This window comes from Bacillus sp. FAU18 (assembly GCF_056033885.1).
In genome coordinates, this window is the sequence record NZ_JBVYHZ010000003.1 from 678383 (window position 1) to 701468 (window position 23086).

Below are 23086 nucleotides of genomic sequence, written 5' to 3' on the forward strand. Positions count from 1 at the left end.
TGGAAGGGAAAAGGGATAATAAATTTTGACACATGAGGCAGAACATGCCGACGGAGTCAGAATAACAAATGGATGTGTAAGCAATGTTACGGTTGATGAGACAACAAAAAAAAGAAACATATTATCTCTGGATCGCATTATTTCTTCTTTTATTGTATGTATCCCCGCTTTTTATTTTAAAGGAAGATGCCCATATCCGGGTCCACGATAATTTAGATTCCAACATCGCTTGGTACAAGGTTCTGGCCGATAGCGGAGAAATCGTCGGCAAGGTTGACGCTGCCATTCCGCAAATCATTAACGGGCTGCCCCGGGATGCCTTTGGCACCGAGTGGAGCGGAATTGTTTGGCTCCATGCTTTCTTTTCTTCCATGACCGCCTATGCAATAAGCCAGACGGTTACAAGAGTTGTCGCTTTTTTTGGAATGTATGTGCTGCTGAAGAAACATATAATCCCGGAACCAAAAGCGGCTTTCATCCGAATTGGCGTATCGCTTGCATTTGCCTTAACACCTTTCTGGCCTTCGGGAATGCTGAGTACGCTTGGGTATCCTTTGGCACTGTGGGCTTTTTTAAATATCCGAAAAGGGGATAGCTCATGGAGAGAGTGGCTGACGCTGGGCTTGCTTCCTCTATACTCAAGTTTTGTTCTAGGCTTCTTCTTTTTCCTGGCAGGGATGGCGTGTTTTTGGCTGTATGATGCCATTACAAAAAGAAGATGGAATTTGATGTTCTTAGGCAGTATTGCATTTATGACGAGTATCTATCTTTTCGTTGAATATCGGCTTGTCTATTCGATGCTCTTTGAACACGCACCGATGCATCGTATCGAATTTATCTCATCCAGGCATGACGTTTGGCATTCTCTTCGGCTATCCGTAAAAAACTTTGTCTATGGCCATAATCATGTGATGACCGTTCATACCGTTGTCATCCTTCCGATCCTGCTGGTCGTATTTGCTGCTCTGCTGTTCAAACGAAATCGGACAAAGCCAGAAAATGTTTATCTGTTTTTATGTGTGCTTAATTACGGGTTGTCATTATGGTATGCGTTTTGGTTCAACAAAATTTGGGCTGTTCCAAAGCAGAAGTTTGCCTTTTTAGCAGAATTTAATTTTGCCCGTTTTCATTTTCTTCGGCCGCTTGTTATATACGTGAGCTTTGCGCTTGCTTTATATCTCATTTGGCGGATGGGGAAAGGATGGAAATGGCTTGTGTACGCCGCAGTCGCTGCACAGCTAATGGTGTTGGCGCCTTTTAATGAAGAATATACGTATGGCGTTCATTACAACGCGCCGACATTCAAGGAGTTTTATGCATCGGAGCAATTCAAAGAGATTAAGGAATATATCGGACGTCCGCAAGATTCGTACAGGGTGGCGAGCATCGGACTGCATCCGTCTATCGCCCAATATAACGGGTTTTATACGTTAGATACGTATAACAATCTGTATCCGCTCTCATATAAATATGAATTTAGGAAAATCATCGAAAAAGAGCTGGAAAAAAATTCTCGGCTGAAACAATATTTTGATGAATGGGGCAGCCGCTGCTACCTTTTTGTCGATGAACTCGGTAAACGATATGATTTCAAAAAGAACTCGAAGAAAACGATCAACAACCTTCAATTAAATACAGATGTATTTAAAAAAATGGGCGGCCGGTACATTTTTTCTTCAGTTCCGATCATGAATGCTGAACAAAACCATCTCGCGCTCGTAAAGACGTTTGACCATAAAGATTCCGCCTGGCGCATTTATTTATATGAAACAAGATAAGGAGGATTTCGATTGAAACAGTCACAGCCAGTATTAACCATCGTCGTCCCGTGTTTCAACGAAGAGGAAGTGTTTCAAGAAACAAGCCGTCAGCTGACAGAGGTTGTAGATGATTTAATTGAAGAAAAATTAATTGCTGAAGACAGTAAAATTCTGTTTGTCGATGATGGCAGCAAAGACCGCACTTGGGCTTTGATTGCTATGGAGAGCATAAGAAACAAGAAGGTTACCGGCTTAAAATTAGCCTGCAATGTCGGCCACCAAAAAGCGCTTTTAGCCGGACTCCATAAAGCGAAGAATAGGTCAGACTGCGTCATTTCGATCGATGCTGATCTTCAGGACGACATCTCTGTGATCCGGGATTTTATGCTGAAATATCATGAGGGCTGCGAGATCGTTTACGGTGTACGCCAGAGCAGAAAAACCGATACCTTTTTCAAGCGCACGACCGCGTTAGGGTTTTATCGTCTCATGAATAAGCTTGGGATTAAATTAATTTATAATCATGCTGATTTTCGTTTAATGAATAAAAGGTCTCTTGAAGAGCTTGAGCGTTATCCGGAAGCGAATCTGTTTTTAAGAGGTATTGTCCCTATGATCGGCTTTAAATCGGCCGAAGTTTTGTATGACCGCAAGGAACGCTTTGCCGGCAAAACGAAATATCCGCTGAAAAAGATGCTATCCTTCGCTTTTAACGGGATTACTTCATTCAGTGTCGCACCAATTCGATTCTTTACGCTTTTAGGGTTTGTTTTGTTTTTCCTCAGCGCTGTGGCAGGGGTTGGCGCGTTTATTCAAAAGATGCTCGGACATACGAATGCAGGCTGGGCGTCTCTCATCATATCCATTTGGTTTTTGGGCGGGCTGCAATTGATGGGAATTGGAATCATCGGAGAGTATATTGGAACGATTTTTTCTGAAGTGAAAAGACGGCCGAAATACGCGATTGATATTGATTTGTATAATGAGCAGCTGAGCCCGCTTCAGCGCCAGGAAAAAGAGCGGTTAGATAAAAAGTACAGTTAAACACGGAAAGAGCTGACTCCATTAGTCAGCTCTTTTTCTTCAACTGATGTAAAATAGCGCTAAGCGGTTCGTCTTGCGGGTTGCGGTAAAAATCAAAAAATGGGCAGCCCTGCTTCTTAATTCGATCGATGACCGTATCAATTGTAAACAGAGCGGGTGTTAAAGATGATTGCACCTCATGCCAGTAGAGCGGGGCTGCGACAGTCCCAAGCTCATTTCCTCTCGTCGAATAGGGACAGATAATCGTTTTTCCTTCTGCATGCTGCAAATAATCAAGATACAATTTGCCGTGTCTGTTTTTAATCAAGCGTTCAGTGGTAAATAGCTCGGGAAATGCATTGGTGCAGTACTCTGCGATCAGCTGCGTAAATTGGCGTGTTTCTTCATACGTAAATGCCTCGGGAGACAAGGGAATATAAAGCTGGATGCCTTTGTTGCCGGACAGCTTCGGATACGATGTGATGCCAAAGGAATCCAACAGCCGCTTCAGTTCATTTGCGGCCTGCACGGCCATAAGAAAGTCATCTCGCGAAGGCGGGTCTAAATCAATGACAATCTCAGCCGGACGCCTGCTTTTAATGGTTTGAAAAGGAACGTGAAACTCCAAAGCAAGCTGGTTGCAAAGCCATAGCAATGTAGACATATCCTCACAGACAATATGTTCATGGCTTCCATCATAGAAAGATTGAACAAAATCCGGCGCATAGTCCGGCTTGTTTTTTTGGAAAAATGATTCGCTCCTAGATCCATGCGGATAGCGGATGACGGTGACAGCCCGGTTTTTCAGAAATGGGAGCAGGTAGTCACTGACTTCAATCATATACTGAATAAAATCTTCTTTTGTTTTTTTATTCTTTTCAAATATGATTTTATCCAGGCTTGTGAACTGCAGCTTTGGGTGAACCGGTTTGGAGTGTCGTATGACTTGCGCATACGTGCATTCGGTCCAGTCCATTTGGAATTCGAAACCGACAAACGATACCTCTCTTAATGTGCCTTGGAGAATTGTTAAGTATTGAACAGCTGCACAAATCGAAGGTTCAAGCGTAAATCCGCCTGAGGGTGTTTGATGTCCGTGCTGTTCCATAATCTCGCGTATAGCGCTTTTTTCCTCATCGCGCATTCCGTGCGAAACAGAGGCAATCGGTGTCATTATTCCGTTTTTTAACACTGATACCGTCAGAAACCCGTTGTTAGGGTTGAACCCTGTTATGCAAACATAAGCTTGTTTAAAGTTTTTATATTTGAGCCAATCGGACGACCGCTTCTTTTCAAGCCATTTGCTGTTTGTTTTCTTCGCTACAATTCCTTCTCCGTCATATTTTATTACCATCTCCCAGAGTTGATCAAAATGATCATAACAGGGAATGGATTGAATGGTTTCTTTTGCGTAAGGATCTGGAGATGCAGGAAGCTTTGCTGCGGATATGAGTTCACGCAGCGATTTTTTGCGGTCCAAATACGAAAGAAGCGTTACATCTTCTCCGCTTCGCTCTAACAAATCAAAGGCGAGAAAGCAGCACGGCCGCGCGTTTGCCGATTCCTGAATCTTGTCTGGCCTTTTCAAACGCCCCCGCACTTGAAGGTGTTCAAAATCTGCACGACAAGGATTCACCAAACATACGATTTCACCATCAAGTGTCAGCGGAAGCTCTTTTTCCATGTGCTGAAAGGCAGTTTTGGCGAATTGTGTGATTTCAGGGAAGGTGCTGCTGAGCTCCACACCATTTCTGCTGGTTAAGGTCACACCTGAAGAATGGATGCGGAGAATACAGCGGTACCCATCATATTTTACTTCGTAACGCCATTCTGCTCCGATTGGCGGTGACGAAGTTAGGACCGGCTGCATGGTAAACGCCATGGGCTATGACGTGCCGGAGGCTTTTTTTCTAGTTGTTTTTTGTTTTTTATCTCCGGCTCCTTTCGGTTCAGCAGCTTGTGCAGGTGTGGCAGCCGGTGTCTCCCGGTTCGGCCTTCTGGTTCTGTCAATGCTGGCTTGCAGAGCGCTTACCAGGTCAATGACATCTTCACGAGGTGGCGCTTTATCAGGAGTGACGGCCGTTTCTTTATTTTCTAGCTTGTCGTTGACTCTTTGCAGCAGCGCCTGTCGGTACGTGTCTTCATATTTCTCAGGCTCAAACTCAGCAGTCAGTTGATCTATTAATGTGATAGCGGTTTGCAGTTCCTTATCGTTTACATTCGATTGATCAGGTACACCTGGGACATGAGCGGCGCTTCTGACCTCATCGGGATAATGGATAGACTCCATGACGATACAATTTTCATACACACGGAGAATCGCCAGCTGCTGCTTTGACCTGATTGTCATATTGGCGATACCGATCTTTCCGGTTGAGCGCAGCGCCTCACGCAGCAGGGTATAGGCCTTCGTCCCATTATCCCCGGGGCCGACAAAGTAGGAGCGGTTAAAATAAATCGGATCAATTTCCTGGAGCTGAACAAAGTCAACAATCTCAACCGCTTTCTCCTCATGCTCCTGTTTTAAGCTTTTTAAATCTTCGTCCGTCAGCACTACATATTTCCCTTTTACATATTCATATCCCTTCACAATTTCATCAGGACTAAGAGTTTTTTCGCAATTTGTGCAAACTTTCTCGTATTTGATTGGTGCGTGATCCTCTTTATGGAGGCTGCGCAGTTTAATATCTTTATCTTCTGTGGCCGCATATAGCTTGATGGGGATGTTTACTAATCCAAAGCTGATCGATCCCTTCCACATTGTATGCATATCGATAAACCCCTTTTTTTCTTTAGTGTGAAGAGAAGGAGTACGATTCATGTGTAGTAACTTATGGGTGAAAAAAAGCCAGCGCACTTATTGCGACGGCTGTTCAGTAATGAATTGTTCGAGCTGTTCCGGAGGTATTGGCCTGCTGAAAAAGAAGCCCTGCAAATGGTCGCAGCCTTTTTCAAAAAGAAGCTGCTTTTGAGCTGCATTTTCCACACCTTCGGCAATCACCTGCAAAGACAGCTGATGCCCCATGGCAATAATAGCTCCGGTAATTTGCTCTGATTTAGGATGGGTCTGAATATCGTCAATAAATGATTTGTCAATCTTCAGCCTGTGAATCGGGAAGTCCTTCAAATAGCTAAGAGAGCTGTGACCAGTACCGAAATCGTCAATACTGATTCTGATTCCTAATTCTGTTAGGGATGACAAAACCTTTTTGGAGTGATCGAGATTGTCCATTGTCATGCTTTCCGTCACCTCCACTTCAAGAAGCTGCGGAGGAAGCTGGTATTTATTAAGCGTATCCTTGATGAGGGGAATCAGATCTTTAGATTGGAACTGTCTGGCGGAAATATTAATGGCGACAGAAAGATCATAGCCTTTGTCATGCCAAATCCTTGCCTGCTTGCATGCTTCATCTATAATCCACTTTCCGATATCAATAATAAGTCCCGTTTCTTCTGCAACACCGATGAATTCTCCGGGCGGACGCAGCTGCCCGTCTGGTGTCACAAGGCGTATCAGTGCTTCTGCTCCTGTCATTTTTTGTTTTTTCACACTGAATTGCGGCTGATAATGCAAGACAAATCTATCGTTTTCGATTGCTTCTCTGAGTACCATCTCTTGGTTAAGCTTGACGGTTTCTTTGTTGCCGATTGAAAAAGAATAGTATCTGTATTTGCTTTTGTTTCGTTCTTTAGCCGCATACATCGCCATATCAGCCTTTTTCATCAATTCAAGGCCATCCGTCCCGTCTTTTGGAGATATCGCAATCCCGATACTGACAGATGTGACAAGGGTATGATCTTGAATTTTGAAAGGTTTTTTGAATTTTTGGATAATTTTTCTTGCTAAAACATCTGCTTCGCCTGTTCCTGTATTGGCGTCTGTTAATATAATAATAAATTCATCACCGCCAAGACGGGCAATAAATCCGTTATCAGGGACTACAGATGACAGGCGTTTAGCTGCAAACTGAAGCAGTTGATCACCGACATTATGCCCTAATGCATCGTTAATCACTTTAAACCGGTTTAAGTCGAGAAAGAATACAACGGTGTTATAATGCAAGGAATGCTCGCGATTCAGCACCTTTGTTAGATGAGAGATGGCATGCCTTCTGTTAGGTAAGTCTGTAAGCGAATCATAATGAGCCATTCTATGGATTTCTTTTTCTGCTTTGTACTGCTTCGTCATGTCTTTGCAAATGACATAAATGCTGTCTAGTTCCTGATTGACCTCAACAGGTATAAGCGTAATATTTAAGTGAAACTGGCCTTTTTCAGTGATAAGATCGCTATCGCTGTTCATCGCTTGTTTATCTTTTTTAACTTGCTCAAAAAGGCGCTTAATCTTCTGTGATGTGTAATTCCTCCAGTCATGCATGCTGAAGCCAAATTTGCTGATCATTTCCTCACCAGCGTGATTGGAAGATATTATGTCTCCTTCTAATGATAAAATAAAGATTGCATCAATATTGTGGACGATTAAAGACTGAAATCGCTGTTCGTTATCCTTTATGCGTTCGCTCTGTTTAATAAACTTTCGATCTGCATGGGAACTGAATAACAATAACGTTTGGATACAAAAAATAATTAAAGTAACAAAAATTGACCAATGAAACGTTTGTACCTCCATAGGGCTTCCGGGCGGAGCCATGTCCTTATGGAAAGTTGCCGCAAGCATCCCTGTGTAGTGCATGCCCGAAATCCCAATACCCATTACAATTGAACTGATGACTTTATAGAATATAAGATGCTCAGAATGTTTTTTCACGGCCAAGTCAAAGAATATTTTTAACGAGACGAAAGAGGCTGCAATCGCAATGATAATTGAAACTGTAAATAAAATCGGTTCGTAAATAATCATTACCCGGGAAATGGCAGACATTCCGATATAGTGCATAGAAGCAATAGATGCGCCAAGCACAACTGATCCGGTAAGCAGTCTGTAATATGTAAGAATGTGCCGGCTGACAAAATATAATGACACAAATGATCCCGAAACAGATGCGCCAATGGCTGCCATTAAAGGCATGAATTCATATTCCATCGGCATTTCCATATGGACGGCCATCATCCCTACAAAATGCATTGACCAAATACCGAATCCCATAATAAGTGAGCCGCCGATCAGCCAAATTTTACTTTTTAAGCCTGTATTGATGGTGACTTTCCTGGAAAGTTCAAGGGAAATATACGAGGCGGTACAGGCAATTAGAATAGATAAACATATGAGCGTCGTATTATATGTAGCGTGTATTTCCAAATGGAGATTCCCCCCGTATCGTGTGTTCCAGTCTTGTTGACTCTCTTTATTATCGGCTGCTTAACCGCAGAGTTTCAGCCTTCAAAACGATAGAAATACGAGGGAGATCTATTTTTAGTTCAACTGACCGTGAAAAATGTGTTAAAATCATCTTGACGTTTTCCGAAAAAACAAAAATGTATGATACATAAACATGAAACAAGGGAGTTGGTGGCTATCGAAGAGCTGGTTATGTCATGGATAGAAGCATTTAAAAGCTTATCTTATTTTGGAATATTTCTAGCGCTCAGTATTGAGTTTATCCCGGCCGAAGTCGTTTTGCCGCTTGCGGGCTATTGGGTATCTAAAGGCGATATGACACTTGCCGGCGTTGTTTTGGCAGGATCGCTTGGGGGAGTGGCCGGTCCGCTTACGCTGTATTGGATAGGCCGGTACGGAGGAAGGCCGTTTCTTGAACGTTTTGGAAAGTATCTCTTTATTAAACCTGAAGCGCTTGATAAATCAGATAAATTTTTCAAAAAACATGGGGGCTTTGTCGCGTTCAGCGGGCGTTTCTTGCCTGGCATCAGGACATTGATTTCCATACCGTGCGGAATTGCAAAAATGAATGTTTGGGTGTTTTCGCTTTATACATTCATTGCTATGCTTCCGATTACATTTGTATATGTTTATCTCGGTGTGAAGCTCGGTGAAAATTGGAAGGAAGTCGGCTCTATTCTTGATCAATACATGCTTCCGATCGGGATAGCGATTTTGGCACTGTTCCTACTCTACTTACTGTTGAAAAAGAGGAAGAAACGCACGCATTCCGAACAATTATCTGTATTTTTAAAAAATAAACGTTGACAAATCATTGCGCTGCGCATATCATTGACGTATAAAATCATATTTCTTGAAATCCCAAAGGGGAGTAGCGTCCGGAATGTATTCCGGAAACAAAGTCGTCATTTCATGGATTGTATCCATCGGCTTTGTTGGCATGCCTGAATTCATGTCTAGCAAGACCTTTGCCTTATGTCGGCAAAGGTCTTTTTTGCATGGTCCGGCCGGCATAAGATCGGATGAAGAGAAAGAAAACAACTTTTTTGGGAGGGTATCATTTATGGATGCAGCATTATTATTAGAGTATGGTTGGGTTCTTCTCGTCTTGATCGGGCTGGAAGGGATTTTAGCCGCCGATAACGCGCTGGTTATGGCGGTAATGGTAAAACATTTGCCGGAGGAAAAAAGAAAAAAAAGCGTTATTTTATGGATTGGCAGGGGCTTTTGTTCTGCGATTTGGCTCTTTATTCGCCATTTCATTTTTGGTCAACGTTTGGCAGGTTCAAGCGATTGGCGCGATCTATTTGCTGTATATCTCAGCAAGCCACTTATTGAAAAGATATGTATTTAAGAAAGAAGACACACATAAAGAGACGAAGCAAAGCGGTTTTTGGCCGACTGTTTTAAAAGTTGAACTGGCAGATATCGCGTTTGCTGTTGATTCCATCTTAGCAGCAGTAGCGCTGGCGGTTACGCTTCCTGGGACAACACTCCCGAAGATCGGCGGACTTGACGGAGGACAATTTCTCATCATTTTGGCCGGCGGTATCATCGGACTGGTGATTATGCGGTTTGCGGCTTCCATGTTTGTGAAGTTATTAAAGGAACGTCCAAGCCTAGAAACAGCAGCCTTTGTGATTGTCGGCTGGGTCGGAGTGAAGCTTGCTTTATATACGCTTGCCCATCGCGACATAGCGGTTGTTTCTGAGCACTTTATTCATTCTGGAATATGGAAGCTGATATTCTGGGGTGTCTTAGCAGCAATCGCGGTTTGCGGCTGGTTTATGTCAGGTGGGAAAAAACAGCCGGAGGGCGCACAAAACGAACAAAAAAACAGCACCCGTGAACGGGCGTAATCTGAAAGACTCTGCTTAAAAGCAGAGTCTTTTTGTGTTTGAAGCGTTTTCATAAGCGAAATAAAATAACATTTTTATAACATCTTTGTTACAAAAAACACGCATAAAACCCCCTTAATTCTTTAGAAAGGCACGAAATCATGTATAGGACGTCAGAATGGTTTGTCATAATTGAGACATTGGAAATCAATATTTCTTTTTCTCCTTTGCGAATCCCTATCAAATTAGCTATCATTAATGAGTAGTTATAGGGAGGAACTGAGGTGAAACCAGTGCTTAGCCTTTTGTTTAAATTGGGAAAAAAGAAGCAAACACTTGAAAAAGCTGTTGAGAGTATACAAAAAGGCAATAAAGATCTGCAAAATGAATTAATACAGCAATATAAGCCATTTATCGCAAAGACGGTTTCATCCGTTTGTAAACGATATATAGATGAAAAAGACGATGAGTTCAGTATTGGACTGATCGCGTTTAATGAAGCTATAGAAAAATATTCACCTGAAAAAGGAAATTCTCTGCTCGCATTTGCTGAGCTTATTATAAAAAGAAAAGTCATTGATTACATTAGAAAAGAAGCCAGAAGCGCACAAAATATAAATATTGATTTACAGGAAGGAGACGATCAGGAGTCATCACAAAGCCTGATTGAAGCCGAGCTTTCCATAGATGAATACCGCCGTCAGATTGAACAGGAGCAGAGGCGGGAGGAAATCCTCTATTTTCAAAAGCAGCTCAAGGATTATGGTTTATCGTTTAAAGAACTGCTTGAAAATTCTCCAAAGCACACGGATGCAAGACAAAACGCCATAAAGGTGGCAATGACGCTTGTTGAACATGAAGAATTGGCCGCTATCCTGTATACAAAGAAGCAGCTTCCAGTCAAACAGCTTGAACAGCTTGTCTCTGTAAGCCGAAAAACGATTGAGAGAAACAGAAAATATATTATTGCGATGTGTATTATCATTACGGGTGATTATATTTATTTAAAAGATTATCTTAAAGGGGTGCTGCACTCATGAGAAGAGGGATTATAGTAGAGAAAAATAAAAAATTCGTCACGTTGCTGACCCCTGACGGACAATTTTTAAAAGCCAAAAATGATCGACACAGCTATGAAATCGGAGAAGAAATCATGCTTCCGAGTGAAACACGCATGGGCAGAAGGGCCAGCTTTTTTGATTTTTTTAAACTGCGCCCTTTCAAAATGGGGATTTTTACGATGACTGCTATTATGCTCTTTATTTTTATAGTTCTCCCCGTTTTTTCTAATAATAAGGCCTATGCGTATATGACAATCGATATCAATCCAAGCGTCGAAATGGCGTTAAACAGCGATTATGAAGTGATTGAACTGACGCCTCTAAACGATGAGGGACAGAAAGTCGTGAATGATATAGATGATTGGGAGAAGACTGATTTTAAAAAGGTGATTGACGATATTATAACCGACTGCAGTGAACACGGGTATGTAAAGAAATCGAAAGAAATATTGATTTCCACTGTTTATGAAAACACAGAAGACAATACATATAAAAAGGCTGTGAAAAAACAGCTGAATGATGTGACTGAAAAATATAAAACGACATACCGCATGGAATCTCTGGAGTCAGATATGCAAACGAGGGAAAAAGCGAAGAAAGAAGGCGTCTCAACAGGCAGCTACATCAAATCAAATGAAAAGAATGACAATAAAGATTTAAAAGATGACTCCAGCAAACCATCCGGGGAAGAGGATCAAAAGAGTGATGAAAATGAGGATGAAAACACCGATCAAACTGACACCCAGGACAGCAAGCAAGGAGATAATGAACAGCTGAATGATGCGGATTCCGGAGACCAGAAAGAAGATAAAGCGGATGACCAGATTGATGATAGTGACAAAGATAAAAAAATAAAGGAATCAGATGAAAATACAAATACCGAAAAAGATGGGGACCATGAGCAAACCCCAATACAAGATCCTCAAGATAAAGGAAATGAAAATAACGGCGCTGACAAGGGTCAAAGCCAATATCACAGGGACTGGAACAATGGTGAACAAGGCAAGAACCGTTCTTCGTCCAAAAGGGATAACGCTTCAGACCGACGTAATCCAAACGGCTACAGCAGTGATAATAATTCAGCTCAAAATGAAGATTCGCCGAGTGCCCCCGGCGAATAAAGACCTGAATTTATTTAGTTGTGCCATTTAATTGTGATTGTGCTTGCTGTACCAGCCGCTTTGTCATTTCTCCGCCTACAGAGCCGTTAGCGCGTGCGACTGTATCAGAACCAAGGTTCACACCGAATTCTTGAGCCACTTCGAGTTTAAATTGGTCGAGTGCCTGCTCCACCCCTGGAACAACGAGTTTATTTCTGCTCGCCATCTTTTTCATCTCCTTTTTCGATAAAGAAATTCTTAACGCGTATTTAGTTTGAAATATACGGGGTTTATTTATGCTGGCAATTGTTGTGGAGAAAAATAAAACCCCGGCCTCTGAGCCGGGGTGACGCAGACTATAGAATGTCTGCTGTCATTTTATGTGCGGTTGCCTGAATATGGAACGTCAAAATGGAGAGGACTGTAATGGCGATAATTTGTCTGATTTTAAGCCATTGGCTGTGATTCAGTTCTTCAAAACGGTGACGGAGACGCTCTGTCTCCTGTTCGGCGATCTCCTGCAGATTTGATTCTTTCATAGAAGGAGTTTCTTGGTGATGGATGGCATCAAGCACATATGCGCAGCTTTCATAATAAGCAATCGGGCTGATGACATCATCAGATCTGTCTGAGATTGTGTTAAAGGCCACTTTTAAAATAGCCCGTATGTGTTCAAAGTCATAAATGGATTTTAAATCACGTACAATTAAAAGAATAACTGCCTGTTCAACTGAGTATTTTTTGCCCAGCTCAGGGTGTCCGATCAGATCCTTGATATCACGCTTTACCCAGTTTTGAATCGCGGTTGACTTTAACGAAGTCAGCTCGCATAAGTTGCCAAGCTCTACGATTTCATTTGTAGAAAGACCGTATTCTTTTTTCTGTTTTTTTCGTTCGTATCTTGTAAGAAATTCAGGAATTTCTAGATGATTGGCTGCTTTTTCTGCTGACATATTCGCTGATTGGACGAGAATGTCGAGCGGGCTATGTTCTCCTTGTCCTTTTAGGGAATAGAGCAGCCGCACCATATCGGTTCGAGAGAGTTTAAAAATGTTCATTGTTCACCTCGTTAGACAATTTGACGCGGATATAGGTCTATGTATAAATTCAAAGTTCAAGCGTCAGCAAATTACATTAACATCATACGTCGAATTCCTTGCATTTTCAAATGGATGTTTTATAATTTAAATATACGGGTTCTTTTGAACTTAAAATAACGGAGGTTGTTATGGCGAAAAGAATTTTTCTGTTTATTCTAACGAATATTTTGGTGCTTACAACAATCGGGATCGTTTTGTCTGTTTTAAGCTCTGTTACAGGAGTCGGGACGTACTTTACAGCTGATGGCGGTATCGATCCAATGGCGCTTCTTGTGTTCAGTTTAGTTGTTGGATTTGTCGGTTCCTTTACATCTCTTGCGATGTCCAGATGGATGGCAAAGACGATGATGGGCGTCAGAGTGCTGAATCCGAAAAAACACTCGGTCAGCTATGAGGAGCAGCAATTGGTTGATCGTGTTCACAGATTAAGCCGCTCTGCCGGTTTAACGAAAATGCCGGAAGTCGGGATTTACCGTTCACCTGAAGTAAACGCGTTTGCGACTGGACCGTCAAAACGCCGTTCACTTGTCGCAGTATCGTCAGGGCTGCTGGAGCAGATGGATGACGCGGCGGTTGAAGGTGTGCTTGCCCACGAGGTCGCGCATATCACAAATGGTGATATGGTAACAATGACGCTTTTACAAGGTATCGTTAATACTTTTGTCGTATTTTTATCGCGTATCGCCGCTTGGATAGCAAGCCGTTTTGTAAAAGAAGATCTAGCGCCGATCGTTCATTTTATTGCAATGATTATTTTTCAGATTGTCTTTTCGATACTTGGCAGCCTGGTTGTGTTTGCGTATTCACGCCATCGTGAATTCCATGCTGACAGGGGAGGAGCGGATCTTGCCGGCAAGGATAAGATGATTCATGCGCTTCGGACGCTTAAAAGCTATTCTTCCCGGATTATGGAAGATGATCAGACAGCTGTCCAAACGTTAAAGATTAATGGCAAGAAGCGCTCTTCACTTTTCTCTACTCACCCTGATTTAGATGAGCGAATCAGACGGCTGGAAGCTAAATAATACAAACACATTGTTCCTCTGAGAGAATTCTCAGAGGTTTTTTATTTTATCCATTGACTAAAATCATAAAAAAATAAGCAAGTTAAGAAAATGTTTCGTAAAAGCCTTTAAAAATGGACCTAATATCTTTAGAATAATTACCGTACTTAAAAAGAGAGGCAGAAGGATTTTACATGAGATTAAAGTTTGGAAAATTGATACAGGCCTTGTCACCGGCCCAGCTGATCGCATTATATTATTTTCTTGCAGTTACTGTGGCCGTTATATTGCTGAGTTTGCCGGCGGCCCATAAACCGGGGGCGGATTGGACGTTTATTGATGCGCTTTTTACAGCTGTCAGTTCAGTCAGTGTAACGGGGCTGACGGTAGTTGATACAGCTGATACATTCAGCACAATAGGGATTTTTATATTAGCATTTGTTCTGCAATTTGGCGGAATCGGAATTATGACGCTCGGAACGTTCATTTGGCTGATCATGGGAAAACGAATCGGGCTGAAAGAACGGAAGCTGATTATGGTTGATCAAAACCAATCCCAGTTTTCAGGAATTGTCAATCTGATGAAGCAGGTACTGTTTCTGATCTTGTGGATTGAATTTTTTGGCGGGCTGATTCTCGGCACATATTTCTTAACCTACTATGACTCCTATCAGGAAGCTTATTTACACGGATTTTTTGCCAGTATCAGTGCAACGACAAACGGCGGATTTGATATTACCGGTAATTCGATGATTCCATTTCGCCACGATTACTTTGTGCAGTTTATTACAATGCTTTTAATTATATTTGGAGCGATTGGATTTCCCGTGCTTGTTGAAGTAAAGGATTTCCTGTTTTCAAAGCATCGGCGTTATCCATTTACGCTTTTTACAAAGATCACGACGATTACGTTCGGCTCACTTGTCTTGTTTGGAGCCATTGGCATCTTTGCCCTGGAAGCAAACCATGCGTTCGCAGGAAAATCATGGCATGATATTTTGTTTTTGTCCCTGTTTCAATCAACGGCAACCCGAAGCGGGGGACTGGCAACACTCGATATCAGCCAATTATCAGATTCCACACTCTTTTTTATTTGTGCGCTGATGTTTATTGGAGCGTCGCCAAGCTCAGTTGGGGGAGGCATACGTACAACGACTTTTGCTTTGAACCTTCTTGCGCTGTTTCATTTTGCCCGCGGCAATAAGGCCGTAAAGGTATTCAAACGGGAGCTTCACCCTGCTGACTTGATGAAGTCGCTTGTTGTCACGATGATGGCGATCCTGCTCGTTTTTGGCGCGACACTCATTCTGACCATTACAGAAAAACATTCCCTGCTGGAGCTTTTGTTTGAAGTGTGCTCGGCATTCGGTACAACCGGTCTGTCGCTTGGAATTACGGCAGATTTGAGCAGTGTTGGAAAATGTGTCATTATGATTGTCATGTTTATCGGGCGAATCGGCATCCTGACCTTCCTGTATCTGATCGGAAGAAAGGAAATTGAAGCGAATTATCACTATCCGAAGGAAAGAGTGATTATCGGATAGGCAAAACACCGCATATTTTGCGGTGTTTTTTGATTGCCAAAAAAAAGATGTGTGCCTTCTGTTCAGTTGGAGAACCTAACTTCGACAGGTGCAATTTACGCTCCTGCATCTTGAAGCGAGTAAAATGTCTGAAAATTGGCGAGGAGGATTCGTATGAAGCGTAAAGCTGAAGTGAATGAAGCCATTAAAAATAACAATACACCTACCGAGAGCATGGACCCCAATTCATATAAGACACAATATCATGACGACCCCAATTTTAGAGGGGCAAACCGCAATTCCAAACAGGGCCAGCAGGGAGGCATGTAATTGTGAAGAAAAACCGTCATAGCAGAGACATGCAAAATCATAAAAAGCCTATGAATAAAAAGGTGCTGGAGGAAGAGTTCTCAAGTGAACTTGGGGATTACAATGCCGGAAAGATCATCGAAACGCTGGAAATCACCAAGCCTGAAAAGAAAAAAGAAAAAAACAAAAATAAAAAACAACAATAAAAAAGACCTCTTAGGCGGCGTCCCGCTTAAGAGGTGCTTTTCTATTTTAAATAAGCATTTTTGCCCGTTCCTCTGACAAATTGCAATAAGCTGGTCATCCTCAGCTCAATGAAGGGCTGAGCGACTGTCTTAACAAAGTTGCTGGAGAGGACTGATGTCAGGGCTGCTGTTAAAAGCAAGAGGATCACTAAGCTTTGATAGTCAGTAAGCCAATCCTCAAGCCCGACCTGCCGTAATGTTTTAATAATAAACCCGTGAAGCAGATACACGTAAAATGTCCGGGTTCCCCATCTGGTAAAGAAATACCGTTTTTGCGGAACAAGCGCTAAAAAGCTGAAGGTTGCCCCAAAGGCGAGTACATACCAGCCGATTCGGGATAGTCCGCTTACCAGGGTAACGTCTCCAAATGAAGAATACGGTTTTGAACCAAACAGAAAAGAATAGTCAAAATCAATGCCCCAGCAGATGACGAATACGGCGGCAAGCACTCCGAGCGCAATTTGTTTGCCGCGTTTTGATCTCAATAAATCAAAATGATGTTTATTTAAATAAAAACCGACAAGGAACATCGGTAAGAATACGAATGTCCGTGACAAGCTCAGCGTGCTGCTGACAAAGTCCAGATAACCGATCAGCACGGCGATTCCGCAGCTGACAAACAGCGCCCACTGCTTTGAAAGCTTTGAAAAAGGATATAGGAGCAGGTTCCAAAAGAATAAGCTTACAAGAAACCATAACGACCATTGCGGATCAATCGGGTTCACATTTGCCATGCTTTCATCTTGCATAATGTAATAAAAGACGGAATAAATGATTTGGAAAATCAAATACGGAATAATCAGCTTGACCGCCAGCTTTTTTACATATCCCGCCCGTTTAAAGCCTTTCGCGAAATAACCGGATACAAGAATAAATGCAGGCATATGGAATGTGTAAATGAACTTGTAGAGGTAGAGCATAAAATGATTATCATTAATAAAGGAACGAAGGATATGACCGAATACAACAAGGAATATCAATAAAAATTTTGCGTTATCAAAATAACTGTCCCGCGATTTACTCATAGCATCACCTTCTCTTTCATCAGTCACTAAGAGATTATTCCCTGCTGGTACATATTTTAAAATAAAAGATGAAAAAGGAATCTAAATAAATGCTGATTGTTAGGTCGATGTAAAGTGACGGTAAGGATCGTAGAAAATGTCTTCGTAATGTAATGGCGCTGAAATTTTCTGAAATTTATAGGGCAAATGAAGGAAGTTCCCGCATTTTGTAGAAATATTGAGGGATAGGTTTTGAAGAAGGAGTGTACATGCATGGAAACTCTTGGTGTCCAGACAAACTCGGAGCTGCGAGAGGAACTGAATCGCCTCAAAGAAGAAAACGCGCGACTGAAAAAGGAATTGAATCAGCATCAAGTGATTGTCAACAATACGCTCGATGCTATTTTTATTTGTGATAACGAAATGCGGATTGTTCAGGCAAATGAAGCAACAGAAAGGATGCTTCAAGTTGACTCGGAAGATTTGAAAAAGCGTTCTGTTTTGGATTTTTTGTTTTCAATCCCAAAGGATGAACTGAATCTTTCCGTAAAGAAGTTTTTTAAAAAAGGCTTTCTGTGGAAGGAGGTTCCGATCAGGCTTGATTGCGGGGCAACAAAATACATAGAGTTTCTGGCCAAAAGAGGTATTGGCGAGGATTTCTTTTTTGTTGTCATGAGGGACATATCTTCTAAGAAGATTCTCGAGCGGGAATTCTCTATGAATGAACAGCTTTTTAAGGACTTGTTTGACAGAGCAGTTGACGGAATCGTCCTGTTTGATAAAGATGGCGGTTTTATTGATGCCAATTTGTCCTTTTGTAAAAGCTTTGAAATCAATCATAATGAGCTGTCTCATTTATCTTTGTATGAGTTTATAGACAGCGGCTCACGAAAAGATTTCGACAATATCTGGAAGGCGCTCAACCGCAAGGGAAAAGCGAAGGGGGAGCTGCCTGTCAAGCTTCGTTCAGGAGTTCAAAAACTATTTGAATTCACGATTACATCAAACATCATCAGCGGTTTTTATATGTCCATTATGAGGGATATCACAGAGAAGCGGTCTATGGAGCTGCAGCTCTTTAAAAGTGAGGAGCGCTTCAGAGAAATCTTTGAAAATGCAATGGACGCCATCATCATCTGGTCGAATGACGGAAGAATCGTAAAAGCGAATCAATCAGCCTGTAAAATTTTTGAGCTGCCGATGAATTTGCTGTTGAAAAGAAAGCTGTGTGATTTTCTCGTTGACTCGCAGCAGAAATACAGCATAACGAAAAGGAAATACGCAAAATACGGAGAGATCAGAGAAGAGCTGCTGTTTCAAATGGGGAACGGGCAATTCAAAGAGCTTGAATTTACTTCAAAACGGACAATCCTTGAAAATCAGCATTTGACGATCTTAAGAAATGTAAGCGACAGAAAGCGGATGGAAAAGGAGCTTCGGGAAAGCGAGCTGAAATTCAGAAAAGTGTTCAACGGCTCAATGGACGGCAATGTATTGTTCGACAATCAATACAGGATCATCGACGCCAACCCGTTAGCAAGCCATATTTTGGGACTGTCACATGAAGAGATAAAACAGCACAGCCTGTTAGATATTATTTCTGCTTATGAAATAGAAAATCTGGCATCACCGGCAAGGCAGATTAATTTTGATGAAATGGACAACGAAATTCCATTTTTGCTGAGCAGCGGTGATAACAGAAAACTCGAATTCTCTTTTAAACGGAATATTATTCAAAATATGAACTTGGCTATCTTTAAAGACGTAACAGAGCGAAAAGAATTGGAGGAACGCCTGCGCAAATCAGATACCCTTCATGTTGTCGGCGAACTCGCAGCCGGCATTGCTCATGAAATCAGAAATCCGATGACTGCTCTTAAAGGCTTCATTCAGCTTCTGAAAGGGAGTGTCGAGGGAGACTACGCCCTTTACTTCAACGTGATCACCTCAGAACTAAAGCGCATCGAATCCATCATCACCGAATTCTTGATTTTAGCCAAGCCCCAGGCCATTATGTATGAGGAAAAACATGTTACCCAAATTATGAGGGACACGATAGACCTTCTAAATGCGCAAGCCAATCTCAGCAATGTACAAATGCAACTTGATTTAATTGACGACATTCCCCCGATTTACTGTGAACCGAATCAGCTGAAACAGGTTTTTATCAATATATTAAAAAACGCCATCGAAGTGATGCCTGACGGCGGAAATATTTTTGTAACGATAAAGGCATTGGATCCAGATCATGTTCTTATCTCCTTAAAAGACGAGGGAATCGGAATGACAGAAGATAAATTAAAGCGACTTGGTGAACCGTTTTATACGACAAAGGAACGGGGTACTGGACTTGGGCTTATGGTAAGCTATAAAATTATTGAAGAACATCAAGGCGAGATTATGGTAGAAAGTGAAGAAGGGAAGGGCACCGTTTTCCATATTACGCTTCCTGTCAGACAGAATGCTGAAGAAAGAAGGAATGATGAATGAACTACTATACGACAGCCGAAACGCCGCTCGGTGAACTTATCATTGCCGAAGAGGAGGACCGGATCACTCGTCTATTTCTCAGTCAGGAAGATTGGGTGGATTGGAAAGAAACGGTTCAGAATACTGAGCACAAGGAAACACCTAATCTTGCAGAAGCGAAACAACAGCTTCAAGAATATTTCGAAGGCGAAAGGAAGACATTCTCCCTGCCGCTCAGCCAAAAGGGCACTCCTTTTCAGCAAAAAGTGTGGCAGGCACTGGAGAGGATTCCATATGGTGAATCCCGAAGCTATGCGGATATTGCCGCTGCGGTCGGCAGTCCGAAAGCGGTGCGGGCTGTCGGACAGGCTAATAAACGTAACGACCTGCCGATTTTTATCCCGTGCCACAGAGTGATCGGCAAAAACAGTGCGTTAACAGGATACGCCGGAAGCAAAACCGAGATCAAAGCATTTTTGCTAAACATCGAGCGAATCTCCTATAAAGAAAAATAAAACATATGGCACGTTCCCTTTTTTTCACGGCCGACATATCATTTTATTAAGTTAAAAAAGTTGGTCTGATGAAAAAGGAGGACAAAGCAATTGAAGCCGAGCCGCTCTGAGAAACTTGCCGTTTTTGCCGAACTGTTTGTGAAACTGCATATCTTATCAAGCGCTCAAAAAGATGAAATCATCAATGTTAACAAAAAGAAACAAAAAAACCGCTGACTCGGCTCCAAATGAGCAAAGTCCAGCGGTTTTTTAATGCACCTTTTCTCCTCTAAACAGCTGTTCAATCTCTTCTTCATAGTTTCCGGTCATAATCCCTTTTTCTGTGATGATTCCTGAGATGAGATCATGAGGTGTAATGTCGAAAGCGGGATTAAAGACAGGCACATTGGATGGAGCGGTCCGAACTCCGGAAATCTGCCTGACTTCCTCGGGATCCCGTTCCTCTATCGGGATATCAGCGCCGCATTTGACCTTTGTATCAAATGTAGATAAAGGTGCGGCGACAAAAAACGGAATATCAAAGGCGTTTGCTAAAATAGCAAGACCGTATGTGCCGATTTTATTTGCCGTATCACCGTTCTTTGCAATTCGGTCGGCTCCGACGATAACAGCGGAAATTTGTTTTTCCTTCATCGTATGGGCGGCCATGCTGTCTGTGATCAGAGTGACATCAATGCCCCCTTGCATCAGCTCCCAAGCAGTAAGGCGTGAACCTTGCAGGACAGGCCTTGTTTCACAGGCATAAATGTGCAATCCCAAATCTTTTTGTTTGGCCAAGTAAAACGGAGCTAGCGCCGTTCCATAGCGGCTTGTCGCGATTGAGCCGGCATTGCAGATTGTCATGATCCTGTCGCCTTTTTTGAAAAGCTGCAGGGCGTTTTGGCCGATCAACCGGCACGTTTCCTCATCCTCGACCTGAATCTGAATGGCTTCATGGACAAGGTTTGTTTTTGCTTCATTTACGGAAATCGCGTTTTCGACCGAATGACTCAGTCTCTCAAGCGCCCATGACAAATTAATGGCGGTAGGCCGTGAGCTGTTTAAATATTGTTTGATGTCTTCCAGTCTGCGGCGGAATTCCGTGACATTATCTGTTTCAATGTTTTTGGCAGCAAGCGCTAGTCCGAAGGCAGCCGTAATGCCGATCGCCGGAGCGCCCCTTACTTTGAGCGTGACAATCGCATCAAATACATCCTCTTTCGTCGTCAGCTCTAAATATTCCGTCTCATCAGGAAGCTTTTGCTGATTTAAAATGGTAATAGCTGTTTCTTTCCATTCAACAGAACGTGGAACAGCAAATGAATGGGTCATGAATGGATCATTCCTTTACAAGTAACTTAAATAATTCAATAACATCTGTTATCGTTTTGAATTCCGAACGTTTTTCGATAAAGGCTGTGCCGGTTTCGAGCGCCAGGCGTTTTCTGCCGATTCGTTTATCAAACGGCACGATCGTATCCAGGTCAGCTACATGGGCAAGGCCGATCGTGCGTCGTATCAGCTCACAGCCCGCAAATCCGATTGCTTCTTCAAAAATATGGCTGAGCGTATCAGTGAGGTAACCGTCGATGTTGGCGTAAACATCCAGACTGTCCTTCTGCCAGGCTTCACTAAACGTCTCTTCAAACGTTTCCCAGACCTGGTTGACATGTTCATATAACGGCTCTCTGTCAGCCCCGTCACGGCTGAGTGCGTTCAAAAATAAGTTGGCGATAAATTGCCCTACATCAAAGCCGATCGGTCCGTAAAAAGCAAACTCAGGATCAATCACCTTTGTTTCGTGTTCACTTGCGAAAATGCTTCCTGTATGCAAATCACCATGAATCAACGTTTCTGCAGACGTTAAAAATGACTTTTTCAGCTTAGCGGCTTCGATTTTAACGCTATCATTATTCCAAAGCTTTTCGACAAAAGGACGGAGCTCTTCTTCAAAATCATTTGTGTCATGGTCGAAGAAAGGATCTGTAAAAACAAGTCTTTCCGTAATGTCGCATAGCTCTGGATTTGTAAACTGTTTAACAAGCTGTTTTTTCACCTTAGGTTCAAGCGCGTAATCTGATGAGTAGAAAAGTGTTTTTCCTAAAAATTCACCGATGTGCTGTGCCAGATGAGGATAGTTTTCACCCTCAATGAGTCCTTTTCTTGCGATCTTGAGGTGAGAGAGATCCTCCATGACGGTAACCGCCATTTCCGTATCAGAATAAAACACTCTTGGAACCAGGTGAGGCACATGCTCGCCCTGACGGATGAGAGCGCTGCTTTCGATTCTTGCACGGTCGATTGTCAGCGGCCAGCTTTCTCCCACCACTTTTGCATACGGAACCGCCTGTTTAATGATCAATGCTCTGTCATGTTCTTGATCATAAATATGAAAAACGTAATTTAAGTTGCCGTCTCCGATCTCCTGGCATGTCAGCGTGCTTTTGCTTGGAAAAAGGCCAAGCTTCACCGCCAACGCCACAGCGGAGCTTTCATTTAACGTTTCGTATAAAGGTGTTTTTGTGACTCCCATCATCATAACCTCCAATTATGTAATCACTTAATATGTGGCCGTAAAAAAGCCTCCTTCTCAGAGAGAAGGAGGCTTAACATCTATGTCCGCCTCTCTTATCTCTCAGATCAGATCTGAATGGAATTAGCACCGTGCCTTAAGAGACTAGCGTCTCGGCGCGAAAAAGATGCGCCCCATTTCACAATGGAATTACGGTCGGTTGCTGTTGGGGTCAAAAGGCCAAATCCCTCGCCCAACTCTCGATAAGAGAATATATTCACTTGTTTGACAATTCTAATTTATCAGTTGATGAACATGGTAACAGGTAATTTAGTTAGTTGTCAA

General features: G+C 42.4%; 20 protein-coding genes, 1 pseudogene and 2 riboswitches. Of the genes and pseudogenes, 13 read left to right on the forward strand and 8 right to left on the reverse strand.

What is annotated here, in order from left to right; translation table 11 throughout:
- Positions 1-83 precede the first annotated feature (83 nt).
- Together AC0OMU_RS03875 and AC0OMU_RS03880 are read left to right on the forward strand one after the other, a co-directional pair.
- Complete coding sequence (locus AC0OMU_RS03875; RefSeq protein WP_327830054.1) at positions 84-1778, forward strand: DUF6044 family protein; 1695 nt, start codon at positions 84-86, stop codon at positions 1776-1778.
- Between the two features lie 12 nt (positions 1779-1790).
- A complete protein-coding gene (locus AC0OMU_RS03880; RefSeq protein ID WP_015483153.1) occupies positions 1791-2804 on the forward strand; it encodes a glycosyltransferase family 2 protein in 1014 nt (337 codons plus the stop codon).
- 25 nt (positions 2805-2829) lie between these two features.
- On the opposite strand, the gene AC0OMU_RS03885 is transcribed toward AC0OMU_RS03880, so the two are convergent.
- From AC0OMU_RS03885 to AC0OMU_RS03895, 3 genes are all read right to left on the reverse strand, one after another.
- Complete coding sequence (locus AC0OMU_RS03885; protein WP_474240920.1) at positions 2830-4665, reverse strand: DNA ligase D; 1836 nt, start codon at positions 4663-4665, stop codon at positions 2830-2832.
- Positions 4666-4668: 3 nt separating this feature from the next.
- Positions 4669-5553, reverse strand: coding sequence for a non-homologous end joining protein Ku (gene ku, locus AC0OMU_RS03890; protein WP_047182526.1), 885 nt, complete (start codon positions 5551-5553; stop codon positions 4669-4671).
- A gap of 87 nt (positions 5554-5640) precedes the next feature.
- The gene (locus AC0OMU_RS03895) at positions 5641-8043 is read right to left on the reverse strand and encodes an EAL domain-containing protein (RefSeq protein ID WP_047182527.1); all 2403 of its coding nucleotides are present in this window, start codon (positions 8041-8043) and stop codon (positions 5641-5643) included.
- 180 nt (positions 8044-8223) lie between these two features.
- Here AC0OMU_RS03895 and AC0OMU_RS03900 point away from each other — a divergent pair, with 180 nt between their 5' ends.
- The 4 genes and pseudogenes from AC0OMU_RS03900 (at position 8224) to rsgI (ending at position 12102) form a co-directional block, all read left to right on the forward strand.
- Positions 8224-8889 (forward strand): DedA family protein, encoded by a 666-nt coding sequence (locus AC0OMU_RS03900; protein ID WP_041518224.1) that lies wholly within the window; start codon positions 8224-8226, stop codon positions 8887-8889.
- 47 nt (positions 8890-8936) lie between these two features.
- Positions 8937-9040: riboswitch (yybP-ykoY riboswitch) on the forward strand.
- A 105-nt stretch (positions 9041-9145) separates the two neighbouring features.
- Positions 9146-9941, forward strand: a pseudogene (locus AC0OMU_RS03905) (TerC family protein).
- A 263-nt stretch (positions 9942-10204) separates the two neighbouring features.
- The gene (gene sigI / locus AC0OMU_RS03910) at positions 10205-10960 is read left to right on the forward strand and encodes an RNA polymerase sigma factor SigI (protein ID WP_003245855.1); all 756 of its coding nucleotides are present in this window, start codon (positions 10205-10207) and stop codon (positions 10958-10960) included.
- Positions 10957-12102 carry an anti-sigma-I factor RsgI gene (rsgI, locus tag AC0OMU_RS03915; protein WP_327830056.1) on the forward strand — a complete coding sequence of 382 codons (1146 nt, stop codon included), beginning with the start codon at positions 10957-10959 and terminating at the stop codon, positions 12100-12102. Before sigI ends, rsgI begins: the two co-directional genes overlap by 4 nt.
- A 10-nt stretch (positions 12103-12112) precedes the next feature.
- Here rsgI and sspD read toward each other — a convergent pair whose 3' ends face one another.
- Positions 12113-12307 (reverse strand): acid-soluble spore protein SspD, encoded by a 195-nt coding sequence (gene sspD, locus AC0OMU_RS03920; protein ID WP_003218568.1) that lies wholly within the window; start codon positions 12305-12307, stop codon positions 12113-12115.
- Between the two features lie 130 nt (positions 12308-12437).
- Positions 12438-13139 carry a transcriptional regulator HtpK gene (htpK, locus tag AC0OMU_RS03925; protein WP_015483158.1) on the reverse strand — a complete coding sequence of 234 codons (702 nt, stop codon included), beginning with the start codon at positions 13137-13139 and terminating at the stop codon, positions 12438-12440.
- Between the two features lie 170 nt (positions 13140-13309).
- Between htpK and htpX the strand changes: the two genes are divergently transcribed.
- From htpX to AC0OMU_RS03945, 4 genes are all read left to right on the forward strand, one after another.
- Positions 13310-14206, forward strand: a complete 897-nt coding sequence (htpX, locus tag AC0OMU_RS03930; protein WP_474240921.1) for a protease HtpX — start codon at positions 13310-13312, stop codon at positions 14204-14206.
- Positions 14207-14379: 173 nt separating this feature from the next.
- A complete protein-coding gene (ktrD, locus tag AC0OMU_RS03935) occupies positions 14380-15729 on the forward strand; it encodes a Ktr system potassium transporter KtrD (protein ID WP_015383499.1) in 1350 nt (449 codons plus the stop codon).
- Between the two features lie 153 nt (positions 15730-15882).
- Positions 15883-16038 (forward strand): hypothetical protein, encoded by a 156-nt coding sequence (locus AC0OMU_RS03940; protein ID WP_003232510.1) that lies wholly within the window; start codon positions 15883-15885, stop codon positions 16036-16038.
- A gap of 2 nt (positions 16039-16040) precedes the next feature.
- Positions 16041-16223 (forward strand): hypothetical protein, encoded by a 183-nt coding sequence (locus AC0OMU_RS03945; RefSeq protein ID WP_474240922.1) that lies wholly within the window; start codon positions 16041-16043, stop codon positions 16221-16223.
- A 41-nt stretch (positions 16224-16264) separates the two neighbouring features.
- Here the strand turns inward: AC0OMU_RS03945 and AC0OMU_RS03950 are convergent, their stop codons facing one another.
- Positions 16265-17287: an acyltransferase family protein gene (locus AC0OMU_RS03950; protein WP_015252222.1), complete on the reverse strand. Its 1023-nt coding sequence runs from the start codon at positions 17285-17287 to the stop codon at positions 16265-16267.
- Between the two features lie 252 nt (positions 17288-17539).
- Here AC0OMU_RS03950 and kinE point away from each other — a divergent pair, with 252 nt between their 5' ends.
- The 3 genes from kinE to AC0OMU_RS03965 all read left to right on the forward strand — a co-directional run bounded on the left by kinE (position 17540) and on the right by AC0OMU_RS03965 (position 20466).
- Positions 17540-19756: a sporulation two-component system sensor histidine kinase KinE gene (kinE, locus tag AC0OMU_RS03955; RefSeq protein WP_015383501.1), complete on the forward strand. Its 2217-nt coding sequence runs from the start codon at positions 17540-17542 to the stop codon at positions 19754-19756.
- The gene (gene ogt, locus AC0OMU_RS03960) at positions 19753-20250 is read left to right on the forward strand and encodes a methylated-DNA--protein-cysteine methyltransferase (protein WP_309529641.1); all 498 of its coding nucleotides are present in this window, start codon (positions 19753-19755) and stop codon (positions 20248-20250) included. The genes kinE and ogt overlap by 4 nt, the downstream gene beginning before the upstream one ends.
- Positions 20251-20340: 90 nt before the next feature.
- Entirely contained in the window at positions 20341-20466 is a 126-nt protein-coding gene (locus AC0OMU_RS03965) for a hypothetical protein (RefSeq protein WP_003232500.1), read from the forward strand.
- 33 nt (positions 20467-20499) lie between these two features.
- Here the strand turns inward: AC0OMU_RS03965 and mtnA are convergent, their stop codons facing one another.
- Together mtnA and mtnK are read right to left on the reverse strand one after the other, a co-directional pair.
- Complete coding sequence (mtnA, locus tag AC0OMU_RS03970) at positions 20500-21561, reverse strand: S-methyl-5-thioribose-1-phosphate isomerase (RefSeq protein WP_021479417.1); 1062 nt, start codon at positions 21559-21561, stop codon at positions 20500-20502.
- Positions 21562-21568: 7 nt separating this feature from the next.
- On the reverse strand, positions 21569-22762 hold the full coding sequence (gene mtnK, locus AC0OMU_RS03975; RefSeq protein ID WP_474240923.1) for an S-methyl-5-thioribose kinase: 1194 nt from the start codon (positions 22760-22762) through the stop codon (positions 21569-21571).
- Positions 22763-22854: 92 nt separating this feature from the next.
- A riboswitch (SAM riboswitch) is annotated at positions 22855-23011 on the reverse strand.
- Positions 23012-23086 lie beyond the last annotated feature (75 nt).